At 70.6% G+C, this 21,019-nt stretch carries 20 protein-coding genes and 2 pseudogenes; 10 read left to right on the top strand and 12 right to left on the bottom strand.

The window, feature by feature from the left end; all coding sequences use genetic code 11:
- Nucleotides 1-6 precede the first annotated feature (6 nt).
- Nucleotides 7-741, bottom strand: a complete 735-nt coding sequence (locus OHA37_RS22145) for a GOLPH3/VPS74 family protein (RefSeq protein WP_266878420.1) — start codon at nt 739-741, stop codon at nt 7-9.
- Nucleotides 742-904: 163 nt separating this feature from the next.
- Between OHA37_RS22145 and OHA37_RS22150 the strand changes: the two genes are divergently transcribed.
- The 4 genes from OHA37_RS22150 to OHA37_RS22165 all read left to right on the top strand — a co-directional run bounded on the left by OHA37_RS22150 (nt 905) and on the right by OHA37_RS22165 (nt 8,204).
- Nucleotides 905-4,900 (top strand): serine hydrolase, encoded by a 3,996-nt coding sequence (locus tag OHA37_RS22150; protein ID WP_266907842.1) that lies wholly within the window; start codon nt 905-907, stop codon nt 4,898-4,900.
- 180 nt (nt 4,901-5,080) lie between these two features.
- A complete protein-coding gene (locus tag OHA37_RS22155) occupies nt 5,081-6,991 on the top strand; it encodes an MFS transporter (RefSeq protein WP_266907843.1) in 1,911 nt (636 codons plus the stop codon).
- A gap of 105 nt (nt 6,992-7,096) precedes the next feature.
- A complete protein-coding gene (locus OHA37_RS22160) occupies nt 7,097-7,306 on the top strand; it encodes a hypothetical protein (protein WP_266907844.1) in 210 nt (69 codons plus the stop codon).
- A 265-nt stretch (nt 7,307-7,571) separates the two neighbouring features.
- Nucleotides 7,572-8,204, top strand: coding sequence for a sortase domain-containing protein (locus tag OHA37_RS22165; RefSeq protein WP_266907845.1), 633 nt, complete (start codon nt 7,572-7,574; stop codon nt 8,202-8,204).
- Between the two features lie 28 nt (nt 8,205-8,232).
- Here OHA37_RS22165 and OHA37_RS22170 read toward each other — a convergent pair whose 3' ends face one another.
- On the bottom strand, nt 8,233-9,183 hold the full coding sequence (locus tag OHA37_RS22170; protein ID WP_266907846.1) for a helix-turn-helix transcriptional regulator: 951 nt from the start codon (nt 9,181-9,183) through the stop codon (nt 8,233-8,235).
- A 360-nt stretch (nt 9,184-9,543) separates the two neighbouring features.
- Between OHA37_RS22170 and OHA37_RS22175 the strand changes: the two genes are divergently transcribed.
- Both OHA37_RS22175 and OHA37_RS22180 read left to right on the top strand, forming a co-directional pair.
- A complete protein-coding gene (locus OHA37_RS22175; protein ID WP_266907847.1) occupies nt 9,544-10,113 on the top strand; it encodes an adenylyltransferase/cytidyltransferase family protein in 570 nt (189 codons plus the stop codon).
- Nucleotides 10,114-10,484: 371 nt separating this feature from the next.
- Complete coding sequence (locus OHA37_RS22180) at nt 10,485-10,829, top strand: hypothetical protein (RefSeq protein ID WP_266907848.1); 345 nt, start codon at nt 10,485-10,487, stop codon at nt 10,827-10,829.
- A gap of 80 nt (nt 10,830-10,909) precedes the next feature.
- On the opposite strand, the pseudogene OHA37_RS22185 reads toward OHA37_RS22180, so the two are convergent.
- Nucleotides 10,910-11,104: pseudogene (locus OHA37_RS22185) on the bottom strand (transposase); the annotation flags it as partial.
- Between the two features lie 515 nt (nt 11,105-11,619).
- Between OHA37_RS22185 and OHA37_RS22190 the strand changes: the two are divergent.
- A pseudogene (locus OHA37_RS22190) lies at nt 11,620-11,883 on the top strand (tyrosine-type recombinase/integrase); the annotation flags it as partial.
- Nucleotides 11,884-12,176: 293 nt separating this feature from the next.
- On the opposite strand, the gene OHA37_RS22195 reads toward OHA37_RS22190, so the two are convergent.
- The 6 genes from OHA37_RS22195 to OHA37_RS22220 form a co-directional block, all read right to left on the bottom strand.
- Complete coding sequence (locus OHA37_RS22195) at nt 12,177-12,617, bottom strand: hypothetical protein (protein WP_266907850.1); 441 nt, start codon at nt 12,615-12,617, stop codon at nt 12,177-12,179.
- Nucleotides 12,614-13,558 carry a DUF6192 family protein gene (locus tag OHA37_RS22200; protein ID WP_266907851.1) on the bottom strand — a complete coding sequence of 315 codons (945 nt, stop codon included), beginning with the start codon at nt 13,556-13,558 and terminating at the stop codon, nt 12,614-12,616. Before OHA37_RS22200 ends, OHA37_RS22195 begins: the two co-directional genes overlap by 4 nt.
- A 443-nt stretch (nt 13,559-14,001) precedes the next feature.
- Nucleotides 14,002-14,373 carry a hypothetical protein gene (locus OHA37_RS22205; protein WP_266907852.1) on the bottom strand — a complete coding sequence of 124 codons (372 nt, stop codon included), beginning with the start codon at nt 14,371-14,373 and terminating at the stop codon, nt 14,002-14,004.
- A 62-nt stretch (nt 14,374-14,435) separates the two neighbouring features.
- Nucleotides 14,436-14,666 (bottom strand): hypothetical protein, encoded by a 231-nt coding sequence (locus OHA37_RS22210; RefSeq protein ID WP_266907853.1) that lies wholly within the window; start codon nt 14,664-14,666, stop codon nt 14,436-14,438.
- 446 nt (nt 14,667-15,112) lie between these two features.
- A complete protein-coding gene (locus OHA37_RS22215; protein ID WP_266907854.1) occupies nt 15,113-15,322 on the bottom strand; it encodes a hypothetical protein in 210 nt (69 codons plus the stop codon).
- Nucleotides 15,323-15,327: 5 nt separating this feature from the next.
- Nucleotides 15,328-15,642, bottom strand: coding sequence for a hypothetical protein (locus tag OHA37_RS22220; RefSeq protein ID WP_266907855.1), 315 nt, complete (start codon nt 15,640-15,642; stop codon nt 15,328-15,330).
- Nucleotides 15,643-15,847: 205 nt separating this feature from the next.
- Here OHA37_RS22220 and OHA37_RS22225 point away from each other — a divergent pair, with 205 nt between their 5' ends.
- From OHA37_RS22225 to OHA37_RS22235, 3 genes are read left to right on the top strand one after another with little or no spacing between them, the layout of a single operon-like run.
- A complete protein-coding gene (locus OHA37_RS22225) occupies nt 15,848-17,113 on the top strand; it encodes a cation:proton antiporter (RefSeq protein ID WP_266907856.1) in 1,266 nt (421 codons plus the stop codon).
- A complete protein-coding gene (locus OHA37_RS22230) occupies nt 17,100-17,567 on the top strand; it encodes a CBS domain-containing protein (protein WP_266907857.1) in 468 nt (155 codons plus the stop codon). Before OHA37_RS22225 ends, OHA37_RS22230 begins: the two co-directional genes overlap by 14 nt.
- On the top strand, nt 17,564-18,862 hold the full coding sequence (locus OHA37_RS22235; protein ID WP_266907858.1) for an ArsB/NhaD family transporter: 1,299 nt from the start codon (nt 17,564-17,566) through the stop codon (nt 18,860-18,862). The genes OHA37_RS22230 and OHA37_RS22235 overlap by 4 nt, the downstream gene beginning before the upstream one ends.
- Nucleotide 18,863: 1 nt before the next feature.
- Here the strand turns inward: OHA37_RS22235 and OHA37_RS22240 are convergent, their stop codons facing one another.
- The 3 genes from OHA37_RS22240 to OHA37_RS22250 form a co-directional block, all read right to left on the bottom strand.
- Nucleotides 18,864-19,916, bottom strand: a complete 1,053-nt coding sequence (locus OHA37_RS22240) for a PucR family transcriptional regulator (RefSeq protein WP_443046195.1) — start codon at nt 19,914-19,916, stop codon at nt 18,864-18,866.
- 228 nt (nt 19,917-20,144) lie between these two features.
- Nucleotides 20,145-20,720 (bottom strand): DM13 domain-containing protein, encoded by a 576-nt coding sequence (locus OHA37_RS22245; RefSeq protein WP_443046196.1) that lies wholly within the window; start codon nt 20,718-20,720, stop codon nt 20,145-20,147.
- 113 nt (nt 20,721-20,833) lie between these two features.
- Nucleotides 20,834-21,010: a hypothetical protein gene (locus OHA37_RS22250; RefSeq protein WP_266907860.1), complete on the bottom strand. Its 177-nt coding sequence runs from the start codon at nt 21,008-21,010 to the stop codon at nt 20,834-20,836.
- Nucleotides 21,011-21,019: the final 9 nt, after the last annotated feature.

Below are 21,019 nucleotides of genomic sequence, written 5' to 3' on the forward strand. Positions count from 1 at the left end.
GGTGGATCAGTGCGCGGCCACGCGGGCCATCGCACCGGTCCGGCGCGGCTGCAGCGCAGCGGCTGCGGCCGTTGCCCGGGCGGGCTGGGCCGGTGCCCGGTCGCGGCGCGGCTGTGCGGCCACGCCGTTCTGGACGTCCATGACGGCGTGAGCCACCAGTCCGCCCATCGGGTCGTGCCGGATCAGGTCCCGCAGTCGGGACCTGGACGACCGCCCCTCGTTGCCGGGGTACAGGTGCTTGCCGAGTCCGACCGCGTGGGCCAGTGCGGCAAGCGCCGCGGTCCGCGGGTCCGGCGGCACGCCGGTGCGGATCGCACTGTCCAGCCGGCCACGGATCTCCCGGCTGATCGCTGTGTCGGTCGCTTGGTAGCGAGTCGTCGGCAGCACCCCGCACATCTGGCCCGCGACGGCATGAACCATGCCGCAACGCTCCAGGTGAGCGAGGTAAATCTGACGGAGCCCCAGTCGGGGTCCGCCGATCCAGTGGACCGCCCGAACCGGGCTGCCGCGCCTGCGCAGCAGTTCCAGTGCGGAGTCCAGAGTCGGATCTCCTGTCGGCCGTGGCATCACCACGGCGATACGATCCCCATCAGGGGCTATCCGTCCTGCCAGAGCCAGCTCCACTAGCTGTGCCCCGGCCAGGCCGAGGTCGAGCGACTGCGGCTGCGCCGTGGTACCCGTGGCCGGGTCCAAGGCGAGCAGCAAAAGCTCCTCCGGAATCGTTCTGCGGCTCTTGCCCATCCATGCCTCCCCGCGTGGATGAGTGACAGGGTGACGCCTCTCACATTCATCTGTCGAGAGCGCCTGGCCGCTTTGTGGGGGAACCGTCAGCTATGTCGTTCTCGTCTAGCACGGGGGCGATGCCCCCTAGACGGGACACTGTTAGACATTCGGACAGCCGGACGTGAAGGCGATCGAGGAGGAACTGGTGGCGGGCGAGTCCCCCGACAAGTCGGTTGATGAAGGAACGTCGGGGACGGCGGAGTCGTCCGAGGGGCGTGACCCGAGGGCGTCGCTGCTGCGCCCGAGGGACTCGCAGGACGGGTCCGCGGAGCGCGATCCGCTGCGCGACGCGGTGGCCGCGTGGGTGGCCACGGCGGAGACCTCGCCCTCCGGGGACGAGCCGTCCGACGAGCCGGCCGCGCCGGGCGCGGAGACCGAGGTGTTCAAGGCCCTGCCCGCGGACGCGGCTGCCGCCGAGGCGGGTTCGGCTCCGGATTCCGCTCCGGGTTCCGAGGGCGGCGAGTCCGCTGCCCCCGGCTCGGTCGAGAGCGAGCGCACGGCGGTGTTCCGCACCGTGACGCCCCCGGCCGAAGATTCCGCTTCTGGCCGTGCGGGTGCCTCGGGTGCCTCGGGCGGTCGGGCCGCAGCGGTTTCCGCCGAGAGCGGGAGCGCTGCCGGGTCCCGTGCCGCGACACCCCCGGCAGCCGCCGACCGGCCCGCACCTTCCGGTTCCGCTTCCGACCCTTCTTCCCGTTCCGCTTCCCGTTCTGCTTCCGGGTCCGACTCCTCGGCCGCTCCCGCCGGTTCCGCTTCGGCCGAGCCCAAGGCCGCTGCCGGGCAGGCCGAGAGCGACCGTACGGCCTCGTTCCGTACGGTGACGCCTCCGGCCGGTACGGGCCTGCCCGCGGATTCCGCTTCTGGCGCCGACCGGCCGCGGGGCACCTCGGGCGAGCCCGCGGCGGGCTCCGACTCGCTGGACAGCGAGCGCACCGCGGTGTTCCGCACGGTCACGCCGCCACCGGCCACCACGGGCCGCTCGACGGGTTCCGCTTCTGGCGCCGACCGGCCGCGGGGCACCTCGGGCGAGCCCGCGGCGGGCTCCGACTCGCTGGACAGCGAGCGCACCGCGGTGTTCCGCACGGTCACGCCGCCACCGGCCACCACGGGCCGCCCGACGGGTTCCGCTTCGACCCCGGCCGACAGCGACCGCACGGCCGCGTTCCGCACGACGAACGCCCCGACTCCGGACGCTCCGGCCCCGGGCCAGGCCCCGGCGGCCGATTTCGCGGGCACCCGGGCCCCTTCGGGCACTCCGGCGGCCCCGGGCACTCCGGCGGCGCCGGGTAGCTCGGCCTCTTCGGGTAACCCGGCCTCCTCGGATGCTCCGGCCCCGGGCCAGGCCCCGGCGGCCGATTTCGCGGGCACCCGGGCCTCTTCGGGCGCCCCGGCGGCCCCGGGCACTCCGGCGGCGCCGGGTAACCCGGCCTCTTCGGGCAACCCGACCTCCTCGGATGCTCCGGCGGCTCCGGGCACTCCGACCTCCTCGGGTATCCCGACCTCCTCGGGCGCCTCGGCGGCTCCGGGCACTTCGGCGACCTCGGGCAACCCGGCCTCTTCGGGAACTTCGGCCTCTCCGGGCCTCCGGGGCTCCGCGACCCCGGCCACTTCGGCGGCGCCGGGCAACCAGGTGTCCCCGGACAACCCGGCCTCTACGGGAACTTCGGCCTCTCCGGCGGCCCCGGCCTCTCAGGGCCCCCGGGGCTCCGCGAGCGACCCGGCCTCTCCGGCGGCCTCGGCTGCTCCGGGTGCCGCAGGCACCCCGGTGGCTCCGGCCCCCAGGGCCTCTGAGACCACCCCGGGCAACCAGACGACCTCGGGCAGCCAGGTGCCGCTCGGTACCCCGGCCTCCCCGGGAGCCTCGACCACCCCGGTCGCTCCGGCCCCCAGGGCCTCTGAGAGCGCCCCGGGCGACCAGGCGACCCCCGGTGGCCAGGTGCCCCCGGGCACTCCCGCTGCTCCCGGCGCCCCGGCGGCCCCGGCAAGTCGGGCCTCCTCGGGTACCGCGGGCAACCAGACATCCCCGGGCAGCCAGAGGCCCCCGCGCGCCCCGGGCACCCCGGCCGCTTCGGGCACCCCGGCCGCTTCGGGCACCCCAGCCGCTTCGGGCACCCCGGCGGCCCCGGGCACCCGGGCCCCCTCGGGCACCCCGGGCAACCAGTCGGCCTCGGGCGGCCAGGCCCCCTCGGGGATCCCGGGCAACCAGTCGGCCCCGGGCAACCAGGCGGCCTCGGGCCGCCAGACGTCCCCCGGTAGCCAGACGCCCCCGCGTTCCCCGGCCGGCTCCGGTGACCCGCGTACGCCCGGTGGCTCGCGCCCCGGCGAGCCCGTCGACAGTGAGCGGACCGCTGTGTTCCGGGCGGTCAAGCCCGGCTCCGGCGGCGGGTCCGCTCCGGGCGGGCAGGCGGAGGACAGTGAGCGGACGGCCGTGTTCCGGGCGGTCAAGCCCCCGGCTCCGGCCGCCCCGGTCGACGGTGAGCCCGTCGACAGCGAGCGGACGGCCGTGTTCCGGGCCATCAAGCCCGGCACCGCCGACCCGGGCGCGGCCACCCCCGGCGCGGCCCGGCCGGGCACCGGCGGCGCCCAGCCCGTGCCCCCGCGTGCCGCCGGCGGGGAGCGGGCGAGCACCTTCGTACCGCTGCGGGGCGACGACGTACCCGCGCGGCCCACCCCGGGCGCGCCCCCCGCCCCCGGTGCTCCGAGGGCCGCGGCCGGCCAGGCGCAGGCTCCGGCTCCGGCTCCGGCTCCGGGGCAGGCACCGGGGCGGACCCCGGTACCCGCCGGGGTGCGCACCCCGGTGACGCACGAGTCCGCGGAGCGGACCACGCAGCAGCCGCTGCCGCCCAAGCCGCCGCTCGACATGCTGGCGGACCTCACCAACAACCCGCCCCCGCCGCCGAGCGCGGCCCGCACCGCCGTGCGCCGGTTCAAGATCTACGCGCCGATCCTCGTGCTCCTCGCGGTGATCCTCGCCGTCGTCCAGCTCGTGCGCCCGCTGCCCACGCCGACGCTGAAGGTGACCGCGAAGACCTCGTACAGCTTCGCGGGCGGCGCCCCGAACCTGCCGTGGCCGAAGGAGGGCCAGGCCTACATGGCCGCGGCCGGACTCGGCCCCGTCGGCAGCTTCGGCGAGCAGAAGCCCGTGGCGATCGGCAGTGTCGCCAAGGCCATGACCGCCTACGTCATCCTCAAGGACTTCCCCATGAAGAAGGGGGAGAAGGGCCAGATGATCCCCGTCGACAGGACGGCGGTCGAGGACGGCAAGAAGGAGACCGACGGCGAGTCCACGGTCAACAACCTGAAGGAGGGCGACAAGATCTCCCAGGAGGACGCCCTCAACGCGATCATGATCCCGTCCGCCAACAACGTCGCGCGCCTGCTCGCGCGCTGGGACGGCGGGCAGGAGGCGTTCGTCAAGAAGATGAACGACACCGCCAAGGAACTCGGCATGACCAACACCACGTACACGGACCCCTCGGGTCTGGACGCGACCACGGTCAGCACCGCCGAGGACCAGGTCAAGCTCGGCCTCAAGATCGTCGAGATGCCGGAGCTGATCGCGATCACGATGAAGCCGTACTGGATCGACCCCACGGGCAAGAAGTGGCGGAACTACAACGACCTGGTTCCGTTCAACGGCTCGCTCGGCATCAAGACCGGCTCCACCACGAAGGCCGGCGGCAACCTGCTCTTCGCCGCCCAGAAGCAGGTCGGCAAGACCAACCAGCTGATCGTCGGAGCGGTCCTCGGCCAGCACGGCGTGCCGATCCTCGGCACCGCGATCGGGGCGAGCAAGGACATCATGATCGCCACGCAGAAGATGCTCAAGGCCGCGCCCGTCGTCAAGAAGGGTGAGGTCGTCGGCTACGTGGACGACGGACTCGGCACTCAGGTCCCGGTCGTGGCCACCGCCGACGTGGAAGCGGTCGGCTGGCCGACCCTCACCGTCTCCATCAAGCTGGTGGACGGCGCCGGCAAGCTCCCGCAGACCGCCAAGGCGGGCTCGGAGATCGGGATGCTGACCATCGGCGAGGGCGCCAGCCAGGTGAAGGTGCCGGTGGCGCTGCAGAGCGACCTCACCGCACCCGGCATCGGCAAGAAGCTGACGCGCGTCGGCTGACGCGCGCCGGCGGAGACGCAGGCGGGGATGTCGGCGCAGACGCCCGACGGAGACGCCCGGCGGAGGCGTCGGCCATGAGCGCGGAGCCGGTCCGGCGCCCCGGGGCAACCCGGAGGCGCCGGACCGCGTCTACGAACCGAGGGACGCACCCGAGGTGACCGGAGTGGGGAGTACGTCGGCGTGACCACCGCTGAGCGGCAGGAGCAGGGGCAGGGCGGCCGGGTCCCGGTCCGGGACGGGGCTCCGACCCGAGCCCCCGGAGCCCCCGGAACCCCCGCAGCGCCGAGCCCGCAGGCCGGCCCCGGGCCGGTCCGCCGCGCCCTCGACGGCGCCCGCCGCCACCCCGTGGCCGTGGCCACCGCGCTGGCCGGGCTGCTGCACGTGATCTGGTTCTTCGCCGTCGCCAACAGCGGCGGCGACCTCGCCGCGCAGGACGCCTGGGCCGAGTTCGTGGGCCGCCATCCCGACTCGGCGTACAACCTCGCCTGGTACGGCGGCATGCACCCGGTCTCGTACAGCGTGGTCTCGCCCTATGTGATGCACGTGCTCGGCGTCCGCACCACGATGATGATCGCCGGTACGGTCTCGGCCGGGCTGCTCGCGATGATCCTGACCCGCTGCCGCGGCGCCGTCCGCGAGCCCCTGTGGCCGGCCCTGGCCGGGGTGTACGGGCTGCTGTGCAACGCCGTGTCGGGCCGCGTCACCTTCGGTCTCGGCGCGATGTTCGCCCTCGGGGCCGTCGCCGCCGTCTTCTGCTGGCCCCGCAAATGGGCCGAGCGGCGCTGGGCGAAGGCTGCCGTGGCGGCCCCGCTCGCGGCGATCGCCACCGCCTCCAGCCCGGTCGCCGGACTGTTCCTCGGGGTGATCGCGGCCGCGCTGTTCCTCAACGGCCGGCGCCCGGGCGCGTACGCGCTGGGCCTGGCCCCGGCGGCGGTGGTCGGGCTGTCCTCCTGGCTGTTCCCCTTCTCGGGGACGCAGCCGATGAAGCTGATCTCGGCGGCGCTGCCCTTCGCCTGCGCGCTGGCCGCGCTGTTCCTCGTACCGAAGAGCTGGAAATCGGTCCGGACCGCGTCCGCGATCTACGCCCTCGGGGTGGCGCTGACCTGGGCCATCGACTCCCAGGTCGGCTCGAACGTGACCCGGCTGGCGATGCTGTTCGGCGCGGTGGTGCTGCTCGCGGCCCTCCCGTACGAGGCCCCGCGCACGCGCCGCTGGTACGGGCTGCTGCTCGCGCTGACCGGGGTGACCGCCTGGATCACCGTCAACAGCGTCACCGACATCGTCCGCACCACCCCGCTCGCCTCCTGGAGCCGGGAGCTGGCACCGCTGGTGGACCAGCTCCAGAAGGCGGGCGCCGACCGGGGCCGCGTCGAGGTGGTCCCGGCCAGCAGCCACCGCGAGTCCTCCGCCTTCCCCGCGTACGTGAACCTCGCGCGCGGCTGGAACCGGCAGGCCGACCTGGAGCGCAACCCGGTCTTCTACGACGACACCCTGACGCCCGACAGCTACCGCGAGTGGCTGGAGCGCTGGGCCGTGCACTACGTGGTGCTGCCCGCCGACAAACCCGATGAGGGCGGGCGGGACGAGGCGAAGCTGGTGCGCGAGGGGCTCCCGTACCTCCAGCAGGTGTGGGGCGACGCGAACTGGCAGCTCTTCAAGGTCACGGACCCGACGAACCTGGTCGCCGGCCCCGCGACGGTGCTGCGGGCCAGTGCCGACCAGCTGGTCATCGAGGTGAAGCAGGCCGGCCGGGTGATGGTGCGCATCCCACACTCCCCGTGGCTGGGCCTGGTGGACGGCGCGGGCAAGCCGGTGGAGCCGCCGCAGGAGACGGAGGCCTCGAAGGCCGCCGGGAAGGCCGCGCCGAAGGGTTCGGTCGCCGTGCCCAAGGTCTACGCGAACACGGCGGGGTGCCTGTTCAAGGCGCCCTCGGACGGTACAGGGGACGAATGGACGGAGCTGCTGGCACCGGCGCCGGGGGAGTACCGGATCGCGGCGAAGTACCAGCTCCCGCGGGGCACCCCGTGTCCGGACGAGCTGCTCTACGAGGTGCTGGGGCCACCGGAGCGCCCGGCTCCGCCGCGTCCTTGATCAACCATTCTTTACGTCCGGTCCGGGTGCGTTGAGCCCTTTATATGCATACGATCCCAGTAGTCCGATTGGGTGCCCCGAGTCTTTTTAGGGAGTGACGACGGGATGAGCAAAGAGCAGAAGCAGGACTTCCAGGCGGCTGTCGCGAAGGCCGCGGAAGCGGCCGACCTGCCCCGCACCGTGCAGCACGCGCACGGCTTCTCCGGACCGGTCCGGAGCAAGGTCAAGGGTGGAGCGCACACGAAGGCGGAACTCAAGCGGGCCGGGACCCCGCAGGGCGACCGCATCGGCGAGCGCAGCAGAGGCCTCAGCTGACGGCGGGGCCGAGTCCGAGCCCGAGCCCGTCCCCTGTCGTGTGATGTCTTGATGCGTTGACGTCGTGATGTCGTGATGTCGTGATGCGGCCCTTCCGGCTCCGGCCGGAAGGGCCTTCGTCGTGCCTTAACGGGTTCGCCGGGAGGTGTCCGGCCGGCTGTTACGTCACCGACGGACGACCCGGACATGACCCTCGTAACGTCGTGGTCGTCGCCACCGCGGTGACGATGCCGCCGCCGACCCGAGGGACCCGAGGGAAACACCCATGCGCGCCACCTTCCGTACCGCCGCCGTCGCGGCGCTCACCACCCTCACCGCGTGCGGAGCCCTCACGGCGTGCGGTCCCGGCGGCGGGGCCGGCAGCGCTGCCGTGCTGCCGCCGGACCCCAAGGTGGGCAGTACGGCGGCGCCCGCTCCCTCGGGCGAGGCCGCGCCCGCCCTCCCGGGATCGAAGCCGACCGGGATGAAGATCGACGCGGCGGGCGTGGACGCGAAGAAGATGGTCGGCCTCTCGGTGGACCCGGCCACGGGCGAGCTCGGCGTGCCGGACGCGGACACCGACGCGGACAACCCGGGCTGGTGGACCCAGGGCGTGACCCCGGGCGAGAAGGGGGCGGCCGTCCTCGTCGCGCACTTCGACACGAAGTACGGGCCCGCGGTGATGAAGAACGTCAAGAAGATCAAGCTCGGCGACCTGATCGAGGTGCCGCGCGAGGACGGGAAGACGGCCAGGTTCACGATCCGCGAGATCGAGGACGTCGCCAAGAAGGACTTCCCGACCGACAAGGTCTACGGGGAAACCAACCGCCCCGAGCTGCGCCTGCTGACCTGCGGCGGCGAGATCAAGAACGGCCACCGCACGAACAACGTGATCCTCTACGCCGACCTGGTGGCCTGACCGCCCCGGAGATCCGAGGCCGCTCGTCTCACTGGGAGGCGTGCGACAGGTATCCGTACTGGACCGCGCGCATGCCGGCCTGGAACCGGCTGCGCACGCCCAGGTGGGCGAGCAGCCCGGTGATCACCCGGCCCACGGTGCGCGTGGACACGCCCAGGCTGTGGGCGATGGCTTCGTCCGTCCGCCCCTCGGCCATGAGCCGCAGTACCGCTGCCTGCTGCCGGGTGAGGACCTCCGGCTCGCAGGGCGCCACCGTCGGTCCCAGCGGGGTGGCGGCCTGCCAGATGTGCTCGAACAGCGTGACCAGCAGGGAGATCAGCCCCGGGCTGGTGACCAGCGCCGCCGCGGCCGCGGTGTTCGTCGCGTCGACGGCCACCAGGGCGCTGCGGCGGTCCACGATGGTGAGGCGGTTGGGCAGGACCGGGCTGGTGCGGACGTGGGCTCCGATGCCCTCCAGCCACGTCACGTACTCCCGGGCGTGGTTGTCGTGGCGGACGCTGTCGAGGTAGACGGTCCGCATCACGATGCCCCGCTCCACGTTGCGCAGGTTCAGCGGCCGGGCCGCCTCGATGCTCGCCTGCGACATCTGCGAGTCGGGGGCGAACGACAGCACTTCGGAACGGGTCTGCGCGGACAGCAGCTCGATCTGGTCCCGGATCGCGTCGATGCCCTCCAGGTACCGGATCCCGGACTTGGCGGAATCCTGGGACGAGGAGTCGGCGATCTCGGCCATCAGATCGACGACGGCGGCCCGCGTGGCCTCCATCCGCTGCTGCTGGGCGGCGAGTTCGGCCTGCTGGCGCGCGTGGAGGAGCTGGAGCGCGAGCTGCGGATCGACGGCGCGCCCCTGCCCCGGGTCGCTCCCGCCACCGCGCAGCAGCGCCATGTCACTGAGCCGGGCCAGTGCGCGGCGTACGTCGTCCGGGGCCAGCGCCAGGCGCTCCGCCAGCTCCGGAACACCGTCCCGGGGATTGGCCAATTTGCCTCGGTAGACCGATGCGGTCACGTCATCGAGTTCTAGCCGACCGAACATTGCCGCCCACCCCCTGGAAGACCATGCATTGGCACATCGGCGCAGCTCAAACGCCCTGCGTACGGCGTCAGGCTAGCGTGACCGGCGGCCCGGCCGAAGGGCGGGCGGCACGGAACCCGACGCCGATATCCGGCCGACCCAAACCTGCAGACTCCCCGTATCCGGGAACCCGGGTATCCGGGTATCCGATCTGTCCTGTGTAGGACATGTCGAGTCCAAGACACCCGCAAGCCCTGGTTCCCCCCTCCCGCCTGCGGCAGCCTTGACCACGCCAGCAGGAACCACTGCACCGCTCGGAGGACCCCCGTGTCTCAGATCATCGGTTACGCGTCAGGCGTCTTCGACCTCTTCCACATCGGCCACCTCAACCTCCTGAAGCAGGCCCGCGCCCAGTGCGACCACCTGGTGGTCGGCGTCCTGACCGACGAGGCCGCCCGCCACCAGGGCTTCCCCCCGGCCATCCCCCTCCACGAGCGCATCGAGGTGGTCCGCTCCATGAGCTGCGTGGACGAGGCCGTCGCCGACCACACCCCGGAACACCAGGCGAACCTGGACGCCTGGCAGCAGATCGGCTTCCACCGCCTCTTCAAGGCCGAAGACTGCCGCGACACCCCCCCGAAGCGAGCACTGGAAAAGCGACTTTGCCGCCCTGGGAGTCGAGGTCATCCACCTCCCGAACACCCCGCACGCCCCCAGCACCAACCTCCACCGCCTGATCCAGCAGCTCTGACCCACTGCTGCCAGAAGCAGACACCAAAGGCCCCCAGCCAAGATCGGCTGGGGGCCTCTGCGCTTGTGCCCTCGGCAGGATTCGAACCTGCGACACCCGCTTTAGGAGTTCATCCTTTGCGTCATGGTGCTTGTCTGGGGGCGTGAGGGCTATGCACTTGAAGTGCCCCGGTGGTTGCCGTCGTTCGTCGACGTTGCCGTCAAGTGCTGCCGTCAGGTAGGCGCCACATCCTGCGGGACCCGAGGGCTGAGACACCTCAGCACGCTAACTCGTCAAGCCGCAGCGGCCACCGTCCTCTGACAGGCGTGATCGACAGGCCCTCAGCCCCTGGTTGTTCTGATATTGCCATCGAGCAAGGGCCGGGGGCTGGTCTGCCGCTCGGCGGCCGCGCGTTCCTTGACGATCGTGGGGATGGCGGCCAGGGCCTCAGCCGAGCGGTCATGTTTGCTCCTCATGCCGGCCAGGGCGAAGGAGAGCCGGCCGCGGGTGGGGTCCGCGTGTGCGGGAGGATCGCTTCGTGACCACTCTCATCCCGCCTCCCGGGCCCGACCGACACCGGGCGATCGTCAGCGAGGTGGCCCTCCTGTGGGCCGCGCACCACCCCGGGCCGTTCCCCGACGTGCCGTTTGATCACAGACACGATCTGGCGTACCTGGATCTCAATATGGCCGGCTGCGTCATGACCTACCTCAAGAACGATGGCGTCCCCGGCCCGGGCCACGTCGAGGTTCTCCGGGACTGCCTACCAGAGCTCCGTGCGGCCGTAGCGCTGCTGGCGCGTTCGGCGGAGTACCGCGAGGGACTCAGGGTCTTCAGAGGCTTGCTCGCGATGGCCGAACTGATCCTCACCGACGGGGCATAAGCCGGTCGCCGCCCGGCCCACACGCATCGCAGTTTCCGAGGCACCAGCAGGGACGACCCGGCGCCAGTCAAGATCACCTGTCAGAGGGCAGCCACCTGGACGGGGAACGCGGTTTGCTCGTCGAACGATTTGCCGTGTTGCAGGCAGTGATAGAGCTGGCCGAGTAGGCGGTTGAAGAGGTTCCTCTGGGCGGCGGTGGACTTCTTCCCGGATGCCCTGGTGACTGGCGAGGCACCGGCGTAGGCCTTCAGTCCGCGGGCGTCGGCGAAGCGGGTGCAACGTCATGGGCTCGCTGTGGGGGCACACCCGGAACAGCAGCACCGGGAACGCTCTTAGCAACGGATTAGAGCCGGCTTGCGAGCGCGACAGGAAAGCCCATGGCGGCCCAGAATCACAACAACGGATAGTGGCGGGATGACTCACCGCTCCGCGTACGTGTGCCTCTCCTGCCGGATCTCCCTCAAGCACTCCGAGCAGCGGACGTACCGCTGCCCGAGGTGCCGCCGGGAGATGCTCCTGGCCGGTGACGCCTTCGAGGCTCCGCCACAGCGGGACCGGGACGCCTGGAGGGTGGTCTCCGTCCTCCTGCATGCCGGCCTGGACTTTCGGCAAGCATGCTGCGGCTGCGGACCCGGCTACCGCCCCCGAAATCTGCGTGAGGTGCGAGAGCGGCTCACGTACGCACGACGCACCGGTACTCCTGTTGCGCGCGCGCTTGCCAGCCCCTAGGCGAAAGAGCAGAAGGCAACCGCTGCGTCATCTCCGGCCTTGTACCGGGGCCAGCGCTGCCCGTGGGGGTCGGTCGCTTCGACCTCGCGCACTGTGCGGATCAGTGTGGCCGGGCCTTCGGGTCGTTCGCCTGCACGATGCCCGCCACGGCACCGCGACGCTGCTGACTGCTGCGGGTGTGGCGCCGAGGGTCATCATGGAGATCCTCGGACACAGCCAGATCAGCATCACCATGGACGTGTACACGCACGTTGTGGACGACACGAAGCGGGAAGCGATCAGCCACATGGACCGGATGCTGAGGCGCCAGCGACCGAGTACGTGACCCCGTTGCCGTCAGGCGGTGCAGTCAAACGGCCCGGAGCGTGATCGCTCCGGGCCGTTTTCCCTTGTGCCCTCGGCAGGATTCGAACCTGCGACACCCGCTTTAGGAGTGGGATCGAATCCGTGCCGGGCAGTTCCGGCCCGTGCCGCGTGGTGCTGAACCTCCTGGTCAGCGCAGCGCGGCACGGTGCCCAATCCGGCGTATGACACCTAATGCCGACCCATCCGCTCACGCATCGCTCACGCATGCGGGGGTTCTGACCTGCGCTCTCGCATCCGTCACCCGACGACAGATCAGGGACCGCCCCCGCTTCGCACCACGACAGCAGCCGAGAATCCGGCATGCCGCAGTGGCGCTGCTGCCTCGATCATCCCTGCCAGCGCGGTGTGAGCCACGCGGAGCTGAGGGCTCAATCGGCCCCCCTCCCCGAGGGGGGCTATTGCACTTCGATGCAGGCGGACGGCGCGGCGGTAGAGGAGTTCGATCTCGCGGTTGAGGGCGAGGACGGACATCTGGGGGTCGCGGGAGATGAGGTACTGGCCGAGTACGTAGAGGAAGCACTCATGCTCCTTCTCGCACATGTTGTCCCGGTCCCAGACCTTGGCGACTTCGAACTGGCTGGGGGTCATGTGGTCGAGTGCGGTTTCCCGCGGCATACCGTCCTCGCCGGCATCCTTGACGAGGTCCCACAGTTCGAGGCCGAGGTCGGAAGGCGACCTGCGTCGGGAGTTCACGGCTGTTCCCCTTTCCCGCCGCCGAGGAGTCGGGCGAGTTCGTCATCCATGTCGGTCTGGCCGGTGGTGACGACGTGCTCGCACCAGTCGCAGACCGCGCGAACCTTCTTGATGCTGTCGAGGACGGCTTCCTCTTCCTCGGTCGTCAGCAACTCTTCCTGGGCTAACACGACGGCGTTCTGCATGGACACGCAGAAGCTGGTGCACTGGCCCAGGATCCTGAGGACGGAGGACGCCGTCTCGCGGTAGCTGACCGTCGGACCGGTCTCGCTGAGGGCGGGCTCGGGTTCAGGGCTGGGACGTACCGGCCCTGGTACTCCCCACTGTGCTTCCGCCTCTCGTTCCATCCGACGGGCGCGGTCGCGATGAGCGTCACGTACCGCGCGTCGGAAGGCCGGGTCTTCGACGGCAGCTTTCAGGACCTCCGTGCGATCGGCCAGCTGCGTGACTGCCTCCGCTGCCTCCTTTGTGTCACGTAGGAGGCGCTTGGCTGTGTCGATGCGTTCGGTAGGAGTGGCCGGCACGTGGGGCAGTGAGTGGCGCGCACGCTTGGCGGCGTCGTAGTGCCAGGCGCCGCGATGGTGAGGGTCCAGGTCGTCCGACGGCTCTTCCCTGATCAACTGGAACCGGTTCGACTGCCCGGCGAGAATTTCGTGAACCGTCCACGGCACGTCGTCGCGCCTCGTGTCCGGCGGCCAGGCCCTCGTGACGTAGAGATACTTGGCGAGTGTCGTCTCCTTCACCCGGATCTGTCGGGAGAAGAGGGACCTGATGCGGGTGATCTCGCCGTCGCCACGCGGACGTCCCTCCAGCATCTCGTTCAGGATGTCGCCGATCTCGAAGTTGCTGGCGCTCTTGGACCGCACGGCACGCCGGGCGCGGTGGACATAGGCAGTCCACTGCTCTCGGGCGAAGCCATCAGGGATTTCAAGGGTGGGCATGCTCGGATCCTCTGCTTGAAGCGAAGGCCAGATGTAGGAGCACGCCCCCGAAGCTGTTACGCGCACGAGACCTGACCACCTGGCAAGCAGCGTCCCGCTCTGTCACCCATTCGGGCAGGTACGCACACCGGCGCCTAGTGGCACGGGCAATCGCCACCACGCGCCACGGCGCATCCGTCCAAACCCGCGCACAGCAGCGCGCCTCCCGGGCTGGGAATCCTCAGGAGTCAAGGAGTTCGGGAACGCCCCGGTCAGCGGCTTGCCGTCCACGTGCCGTCGAAGCGCTTAGACGAGATGAGCGCCGAGCCCGAACTTGGCGCGCCCCGTATGCGTGTGACCCCGGGCGGTCGGTGGATGGGGGAGAGCCGGGCCAGGCGCAGACCAAGTCGGTCCCATCGTCGTCGCGCCTGGTTCCGCGCGACGTTCGTCGTGATGGTGTGGTCCTAGCTTCGGACGCGGATGCGGACCAACAGCAGGGTCAGGACTCCTGGTGTCACCGCCAGAGCCGCGTACCCGAAGATCCCACGCGAGAACGCAAGTTGTGCGTACTCAGCAGGAGCGTCAGAGGACGTGACGCTGATCGCCCAGACGGCCAGCGGAATCGCGATTGTCAGAAGCGCGAGCCACGCGCCGCGCCGGGCAAGGAGAGCTTGATCCGGGTGACCGGTCAGCATCCGGACCCCAGCCGAGGCCAACACAAAGCCTGCGGCGCCGAATGCGGCGGCGAAGAGAATTGCTGACGGGTTGTCGTTGAACACGATGACAGCGATGGCCGCGTACCAAAGGCCCGCGACTAGTGACACCAACGCGGACATGCCGCGCCCCTTCCTACGGGTCGGGCCCCGAAGGATCGCTCGCTCGGGGCCCTTCTGACGGGTTAGCCGGCGGGCGGAGCGGAGGGTTTGACCTCGAAGATTTCGTTGACCGCTCCGTTGTCGCCCTTCTCGACTCTCCTGCTGCTACCCGGAGGGTCGCTCTGGTTCTGCTGCCCAGTCGGCTGCCCAGGCGGCCGTACGTCCACGGTGATCTGGCTGCCGCTGGCGTCCTTCGCCGGCTTGCCGTCCGGGCCCATGACGGGCATCCGGTCAGGCAGCTTTGTCGTGTCCACCGTGCCGTCGGCCTTTACCCACGGAGGTCGTGGAGGGGCGGGCGGCCTGTCGGAGGCTGTGGCGGTCATGACGCCTCCGGCGACGAGGATGCCAGCACCTGCCAGCACCGATACGAAACGTGCCCTGTTCAAGCGTGCCTCCTACGGTTCGATGTAGTGGAAGCCCGACCAGATGCCAACATTCCAGCCGTACCAGTCCCCGCCGTACTGGACGGACGTGTAGCCAGTCGTGCCGTAGTAGCCACCCCCGCAAGGCGGGGCGCCGCTGAAGTTCCATGACTGCGTGTACTGGCCCGACGCAGAGGCGCTGTACTGCCATTCCCCGACCAGAGCGCAGACATACCAGTCCGCGCCATCCCACTTGTAGTACTCGTACTTCGTGTATCCCTGCCTGGTAGGCGGACCGCGGGCCGTGTCCGGGACCGTCTCCACGGCTGGCTGTGCGGTCAGCGGTCTTTGACTCCTGAGCCCAGCATGACCATGCCGGTGGTGAGGCAGGAGAGGCCGATGGCAACCGGTGGGAATCCGGCGCCGGGAATGGCATACAGGGCGACCCCCACCAGCGTGGTGAGAGCACCGACTATGGACAGGACGCACGCGATGCGGAACTCGGTGACCTGGTGTCGTACCCAGGTGGTGGCTCTGACTGCGGGCATCGCGCTCAGCCGCCCATGGGCGTCGGGCGCCGGGAGACCCATACGGCCCGCAGGAGGCAGGCAACCGCTGCCGCGCTGAACACCATGCCGGCCGCGGTGCAGGCCATCACGGCCGGGTCGGGTGCGTCCAGGATCCTGGGGATGGCGTTCAAGGGCGCGAGGGCGTAGATGCAGAGCAGGGCCCAGGCGCATGACACGGCAGCGGCCCGCGTCGGCCACTTGGGCGGCGTCCAGCCGGCGAGGATCGCCACGGGGACGGGAAGGGCGAGCAGGGTGGCCGCCGCGAGGGCGATGGCGTGATACGCCGGGTTTCCGTTCACTGGTACCTCTCTGGTGCGAACGCCCACCATAGACGCCGCCCATCTGACGAGTTCATGCCGGAGTCCGGCAAGATTCCGGCTTGTGGGACTGCCGTCAGAGATCCGTCAAAGACGCGTAAGAAATGTATAAAGTAGCCGGTGGTGTGCCGGGAAGCCTGGTCGGCGAACAGGGGATAACTCTCTTCGCGGAACGGGGACTTCTGCCATGGTGCTCGTCGCTGTCTTCGGTGTGGCCTTGCTGGTCGCCGTACTGCTCTCCGGGCTCGCCGCCCGCACCGTCCTTTCCACCTCCCTCCTCTTCCTGCTCGGAGGGGCCCTGGTCAGTGACGGGTTCCTCGGGCTGATCCACATCACGGCCGACAGCGAGATCGTCTCCGTCACCGCCGATCTGGCCCTCTTCGCCGTGCTCTTCACCGACGGCATGCATGTCTCCCTCCCGAAACTGCGGCAGAACTGGAAGAACCCGGCCCGCGCGCTCGGGCTGGGCATGCCCCTCGCGATGGCCGGCATGGCGCTGATCACCCACTACCTCGTCGGCCTGGACTGGACGACCTCCTTCCTGGTCGGCGCGGTCCTCGCGCCCACCGACCCCGTGTTCGCCGCCGCCATCGTGGGACGGCGGGAAGTGCCCGCGAAGCTGCGGCAGCTGCTGAACGTGGAGAGCGGCATCAACGACGGCCTCGCCCTCCCGGTCGTACTGATCCTGATCGCCGCCGCCGGACCCACCTCCGGACACGCGCAGGCTTCCATCGGCTCGATCGCTCTGGAGCTCGGGCTGGGGCTGGTCTTCGGGATCGTGCTGCCTCTGACAGTCGCGGGACTGGTGCGGCTGAGATTGCTGGGCGCGGAGCCGAAGCTCCAGCCGCTGCTGCCGCTGGCGACCGGGATCATCCTGTACGGGCTGTGCCACCTCACCCACGCCAACCCCTACCTCGCCGCGTTCTCCGCAGGCGCCGTCCTCGCCTCCATCTCGCCCGAGGCGAAGACCCACTTCGAACCGCTAGGCGAGATGCTCGCGGAGCTGGCCAAGTTCGCAGCCCTCCTCGTCTTCGGCGCCCTGCTGACCCCGCAGCTGTTCGGGGACCTGTCAGTGGGCGGGTACCTGGCGGTCGTGCTGGCGATCGTGCTGATCCGCCCCGCCTCCCTGTGGGTGTCGCTGCTGGGGGCGCGGATCGAGCGGCGGGAGAAGCTGGTGGCCGCCTGGTTCGGTCCCAAGGGCTTCGCGTCCGTCGTCTACGGGCTGCTCGTGCTCCAGGCCGGGATTCCCCAGGGTGAGGCGGCGTACACGCTGATCGCCGTCTGCATCGCCTTCTCGATCATCGCCCACAGCAGCACCGACGTCCCCATCGCCCGCCTCTTCCGCGTCGACGACCTCGCCGGCATCCCGAGCGAGGAGCCCGCACCGACGCCGTCCACTCTTCCCGCCCCAAGCAGTGCACCCGACCAGGAGAAGCGCCATGCCCGCCCGTGAACTCGCCGAGCCCTACCCGCACGTGACGACCGACGCCCCGGCTGTGGACGCCATCCGTCTGCTGGCCGAACAAAATCTGCCCGCGCTGCTGGTCCTGGACACAGACGGCACTCCGTACGCGGCCGTCCCCGGCTCCCAGCTGGTCCGCCAGCTCGTCCCCGAGTACGTGATGGAGGACCCGCTGCTCGCCGCGGTCATCGACGAGCGGCACGCCGAAGCGATGACCGAGGCCCTCGCGGGCAAGACCGTCGCCCAGTGGCTGCCCGCCCGTACGTTCAAGCCGCCCTACGTCAGTCCGGAGGCAGGGACGATGCAGATCGCGGCCGCCATGGCCCGCACCCACGTCCCGCTGGTCGCGGTCGTCGAACGCGACGGCGACACGGGCAGGTTGCTCGGGGTGGTCTCGGCGGCCGGGCTGATGCGGCACCTTCTCGCAGTGGGCGGTCAGGCGTGAGCGGCTGGCAGAGCTGGGCCGCGATCGCCGTCTTCGCCGGCGTCTACGTCCTGATCATCACCGAGTGGGTCCACCGCGTCGCAGCCGCCCTGGGCGGCGCCGCGCTGATGCTGGCCATCGGAGCCACCGACGACATCGCCGCCTTCCACTCGGACAAGACCGGCATCGACTGGAACGTCATCTTCCTGCTGCTCGGCATGATGATGATCGTCGGCGTCCTGAAGCGGACCGGGCTCTTCGAGTACCTGGCCATCTGGTCCGTGAAGAAGGCCAAGGCCCGCCCATTCCGCGTGATGACCATGTTGGTCGTCATCACCGCGGTGGCCTCGGCGCTCCTGGACAACGTCACCACCGTGCTGCTGGTCGCCCCGGTCACCCTGCTGGTGTGCGACCGGCTGAAGCTGCCAGCGATGCCGTTCCTGCTCGCCGAGGTGTTCGCCTCGAACATCGGCGGCACCGCCACCCTGGTCGGCGACCCGCCCAACATCATCATCGCCAGCCGGGCCGGACTCACCTTCAACGACTTCCTGGTCCACCTGGCCCCGCTGGCCGCGGTCCTGACCGTAGTGCTGGTGCTGCTGTGCCGGGTGATGTTCGCCAAGTACTTCGTCTACGACGAGAAGCGTGCCGCAGAGCTGTTGGAGCTGCGCGAGCGCGAGGCGATCACCGAACCACGACTGCTCGTCCAGGGCTTGGGTGTCCTCGCCCTGGTCGTCGCCGGGTTCGTCCTGCACCCCGTGCTGCACTACGAGCCCAGCGTCGTCGCGCTCCTCGGCGCCGGCCTGCTCGTCGCGGTCTCCAAGGTGGAGACCGGTGAGGTGCTGGGCGAGGTGGAGTGGCCCACGCTTGCCTTCTTCGCGGGTCTGTTCGTCATGGTCGGAGCCCTCATCGAGACCGGCGTGATCGGCGACCTGGCCGGCTCCCTCGCGGACGTCATCGGCGGGAACGAACTCGGTGGCTCCATGCTCCTGCTCGGAGGCTCCGCCGTCCTGTCCGGGATCGTCGACAACATCCCCTACGTCGCCACCATGGCACCCATCACCAGCGAACTCGTCACCAACATGGGCGGCGACCCCGACCACGTCATGTGGTGGGCCCTCGCGCTGGGCGCCGACCTCGGCGGCAACGCCACCGCCATCGGCGCCTCCGCCAACGTCGTCGTCCTCGGCATCGCCGAACGCAACCGGCAACCCATCACCTTCTGGCAGTTCACCAGATACGGCCTTATCGTCACCGCCGTCACGATCGCCGTCTCGGCCCTCTACCTGTGGCTGCGCTACTTCGCCCTGGTGTAGGTCAGGCCTCGCCGTCCGGCCAGCCCAGCAGGCGGGCGCCGATCACGGCGGTCTGGAGCGTGTAGCGGTTCAGTGGGTCGGCCGGATCGGCGCCGGTCCGGGTGTGGATGCGGTCCAGCCGGTATGTCAGCGCCCGCACGCTGAGGGAGAGGCGTCGGGCCGCCTCTGTCGACACACAGCCGCTGTCGAAGTACGCGGTGAGGGTGTCGAGCAGCGGCTGGGCGCCGCCCCGGGCCTTGCGGAGCGGGCCCAGGGTGGTCTCGACCAGGTCGGCCATGGCCTGCCGGTCCCGGGTCAGCACCGGGAAGACGAGCAGGTCGACGGCGTGGAGCACCGGCCCGTCCAGGCCCATCCGGCGGGCGAGGTCGAGCGCGTTGAGGGCTTCCTCGTAGGAGTGGACGACCCCGCCCGCTCCCGGGTGTGGCCGGCCGATCGCGACACGGCCCCCGTCCGTGGCCGCGTAGGCCCGCTTGGCGAAGTAGGACAGGACCTCGGGCTGGTCCCCGGGGGCCACGCAGATCAGCCGGCCGTCCTTGGTGGTCAGCAGGATCTGCCGGCCCGGGAAGCGGGCGAGGACCGCCGACTCGATGCCGCGCGCCACCTGATAGCCGTCGCCGTACGGTTCGGGACCGGTGGCCACCGCGACCGCGTGGGACTGCGACAGGCGCAGCCCGAAGCGCTCGGCCCGCTCGGCCAGCCGGCCCAAGTCGCTGCCACCGTAGAGCAGGTCGTCGATGAACTCTCTGCGGGCCGCCTCCTCCTGCCGGACGGCCTGGTGCTGGGCCCGTTCGTAGCCCCCGACGAAGGCGTCCACGGCCTGCTCGACGGCCGCCAGGAGCGGGCCCGGCTCCGGGAGGGGCCGCACGGCCTGGGCTGCGGCAAGGTGATCGCGTATCAGGGCACGGAGCGGGAGTCCGGCCTCAGCCGCCCGCTCCCCTTCCGCGCGGCGTGACTCCAGCTCGGCGCGGGTCAGCCGGCGGCCCGTGGCGCAGGCATGCAAGAGCGTCTCGGCATACCCCGCGAGATGGTTCTCCGGTGTCTGTGATTCCACCACGGTCTTCCCCCGATCCTGACGCGTCCGTGACGCGCCCTTGACGCGGGGACAAGGGTGACATGTATCCGGACGGCTCCTCGCGACCGGCATCAGGGCGGCGTAAAGATTGCCGGTCACCGGCAATGCGCATCGGCGCACCGCGCGGAGAGAATCAGGGCACGGGGGATGGCCAGCGCGGCCCGGATGCCGAACTGCGGAAGCGGGGGGCGGTATCCGGGCGGCGCTGGGTTACACGGTCGCCAGGGCAGCCGCGCCGAAGGAGACGTCGAAGCGGTCGCACCAGATGGTGACGCTGCCGTAGTCGGCCAGGTTCACGTCGGTGGGGATTTCGTAGTTCTGGTCGCCCTTGTTGCCCTTGAGTTTGCCCAGGCTGACGTACTTGCCGTCGTCGAAGACGGACCAGCCCGCCTCGCCCTCCTTCACCGGGGCGTCGGTGAGCCAGACCCGCAGGTCCGGGCCGTTGCTGGTGTCGAGGTTCTCCAGGCGCAGGGTGCGGGAGCCGTCGGGGAGCCGGATGATCTTCGCGGTGCCGGTGGTGGTGTGCTCGTGGCTGATCAGGGTGCCCTGGGCCAAGGTCTGCGGGCCGGCCGGAGCGCTCGGGGCCGTCGCCGTCGCCGGGGTCGTGGGTGAGCGGGTTGGCCCGGGTGCGGCTGTGGACGGGGAGGCCGCCGGGAGGGACTCGTGAACGGTCGCGTCCTGCCACAGCTTCCACGGCTGGAACCAGTACAGGCCTACGCCCAGCACCAGCGTCGCCGCGACCGTCACCGCGGCCCACAGCCGGCCGCGTCGTTTCGTCTCCGTCACCGCGGATGCCTCTCGTCGTTGGTCCGTCGCCTGAATTCAACGCGACCGGATCGCAGCCTCACCAGCTCCGGCCCGGTGACGAAAGCCTTGCGGCTGGGCCCCGGACCTTGTGGTCATCGCTGCCTGGAGGAGGCCCACACCGCTGCCGCAACCGCCAAGGCGAGCGCCCCGAGGGCCATGGCCATCGGGCCGGGTCCCGGGTGCATGTACAGCAGCCCGCCGGCGGCGGTGAGCACCGTGCCGAAGGCGAAGAGCGGCGAGACGGGCCCGGTCCGGGAACGGCGGGTCATAGGGGTTTC

Source organism: Streptomyces sp. NBC_00335 (assembly GCF_036127095.1).
GTDB lineage: Bacteria > Actinomycetota > Actinomycetes > Streptomycetales > Streptomycetaceae > Streptomyces.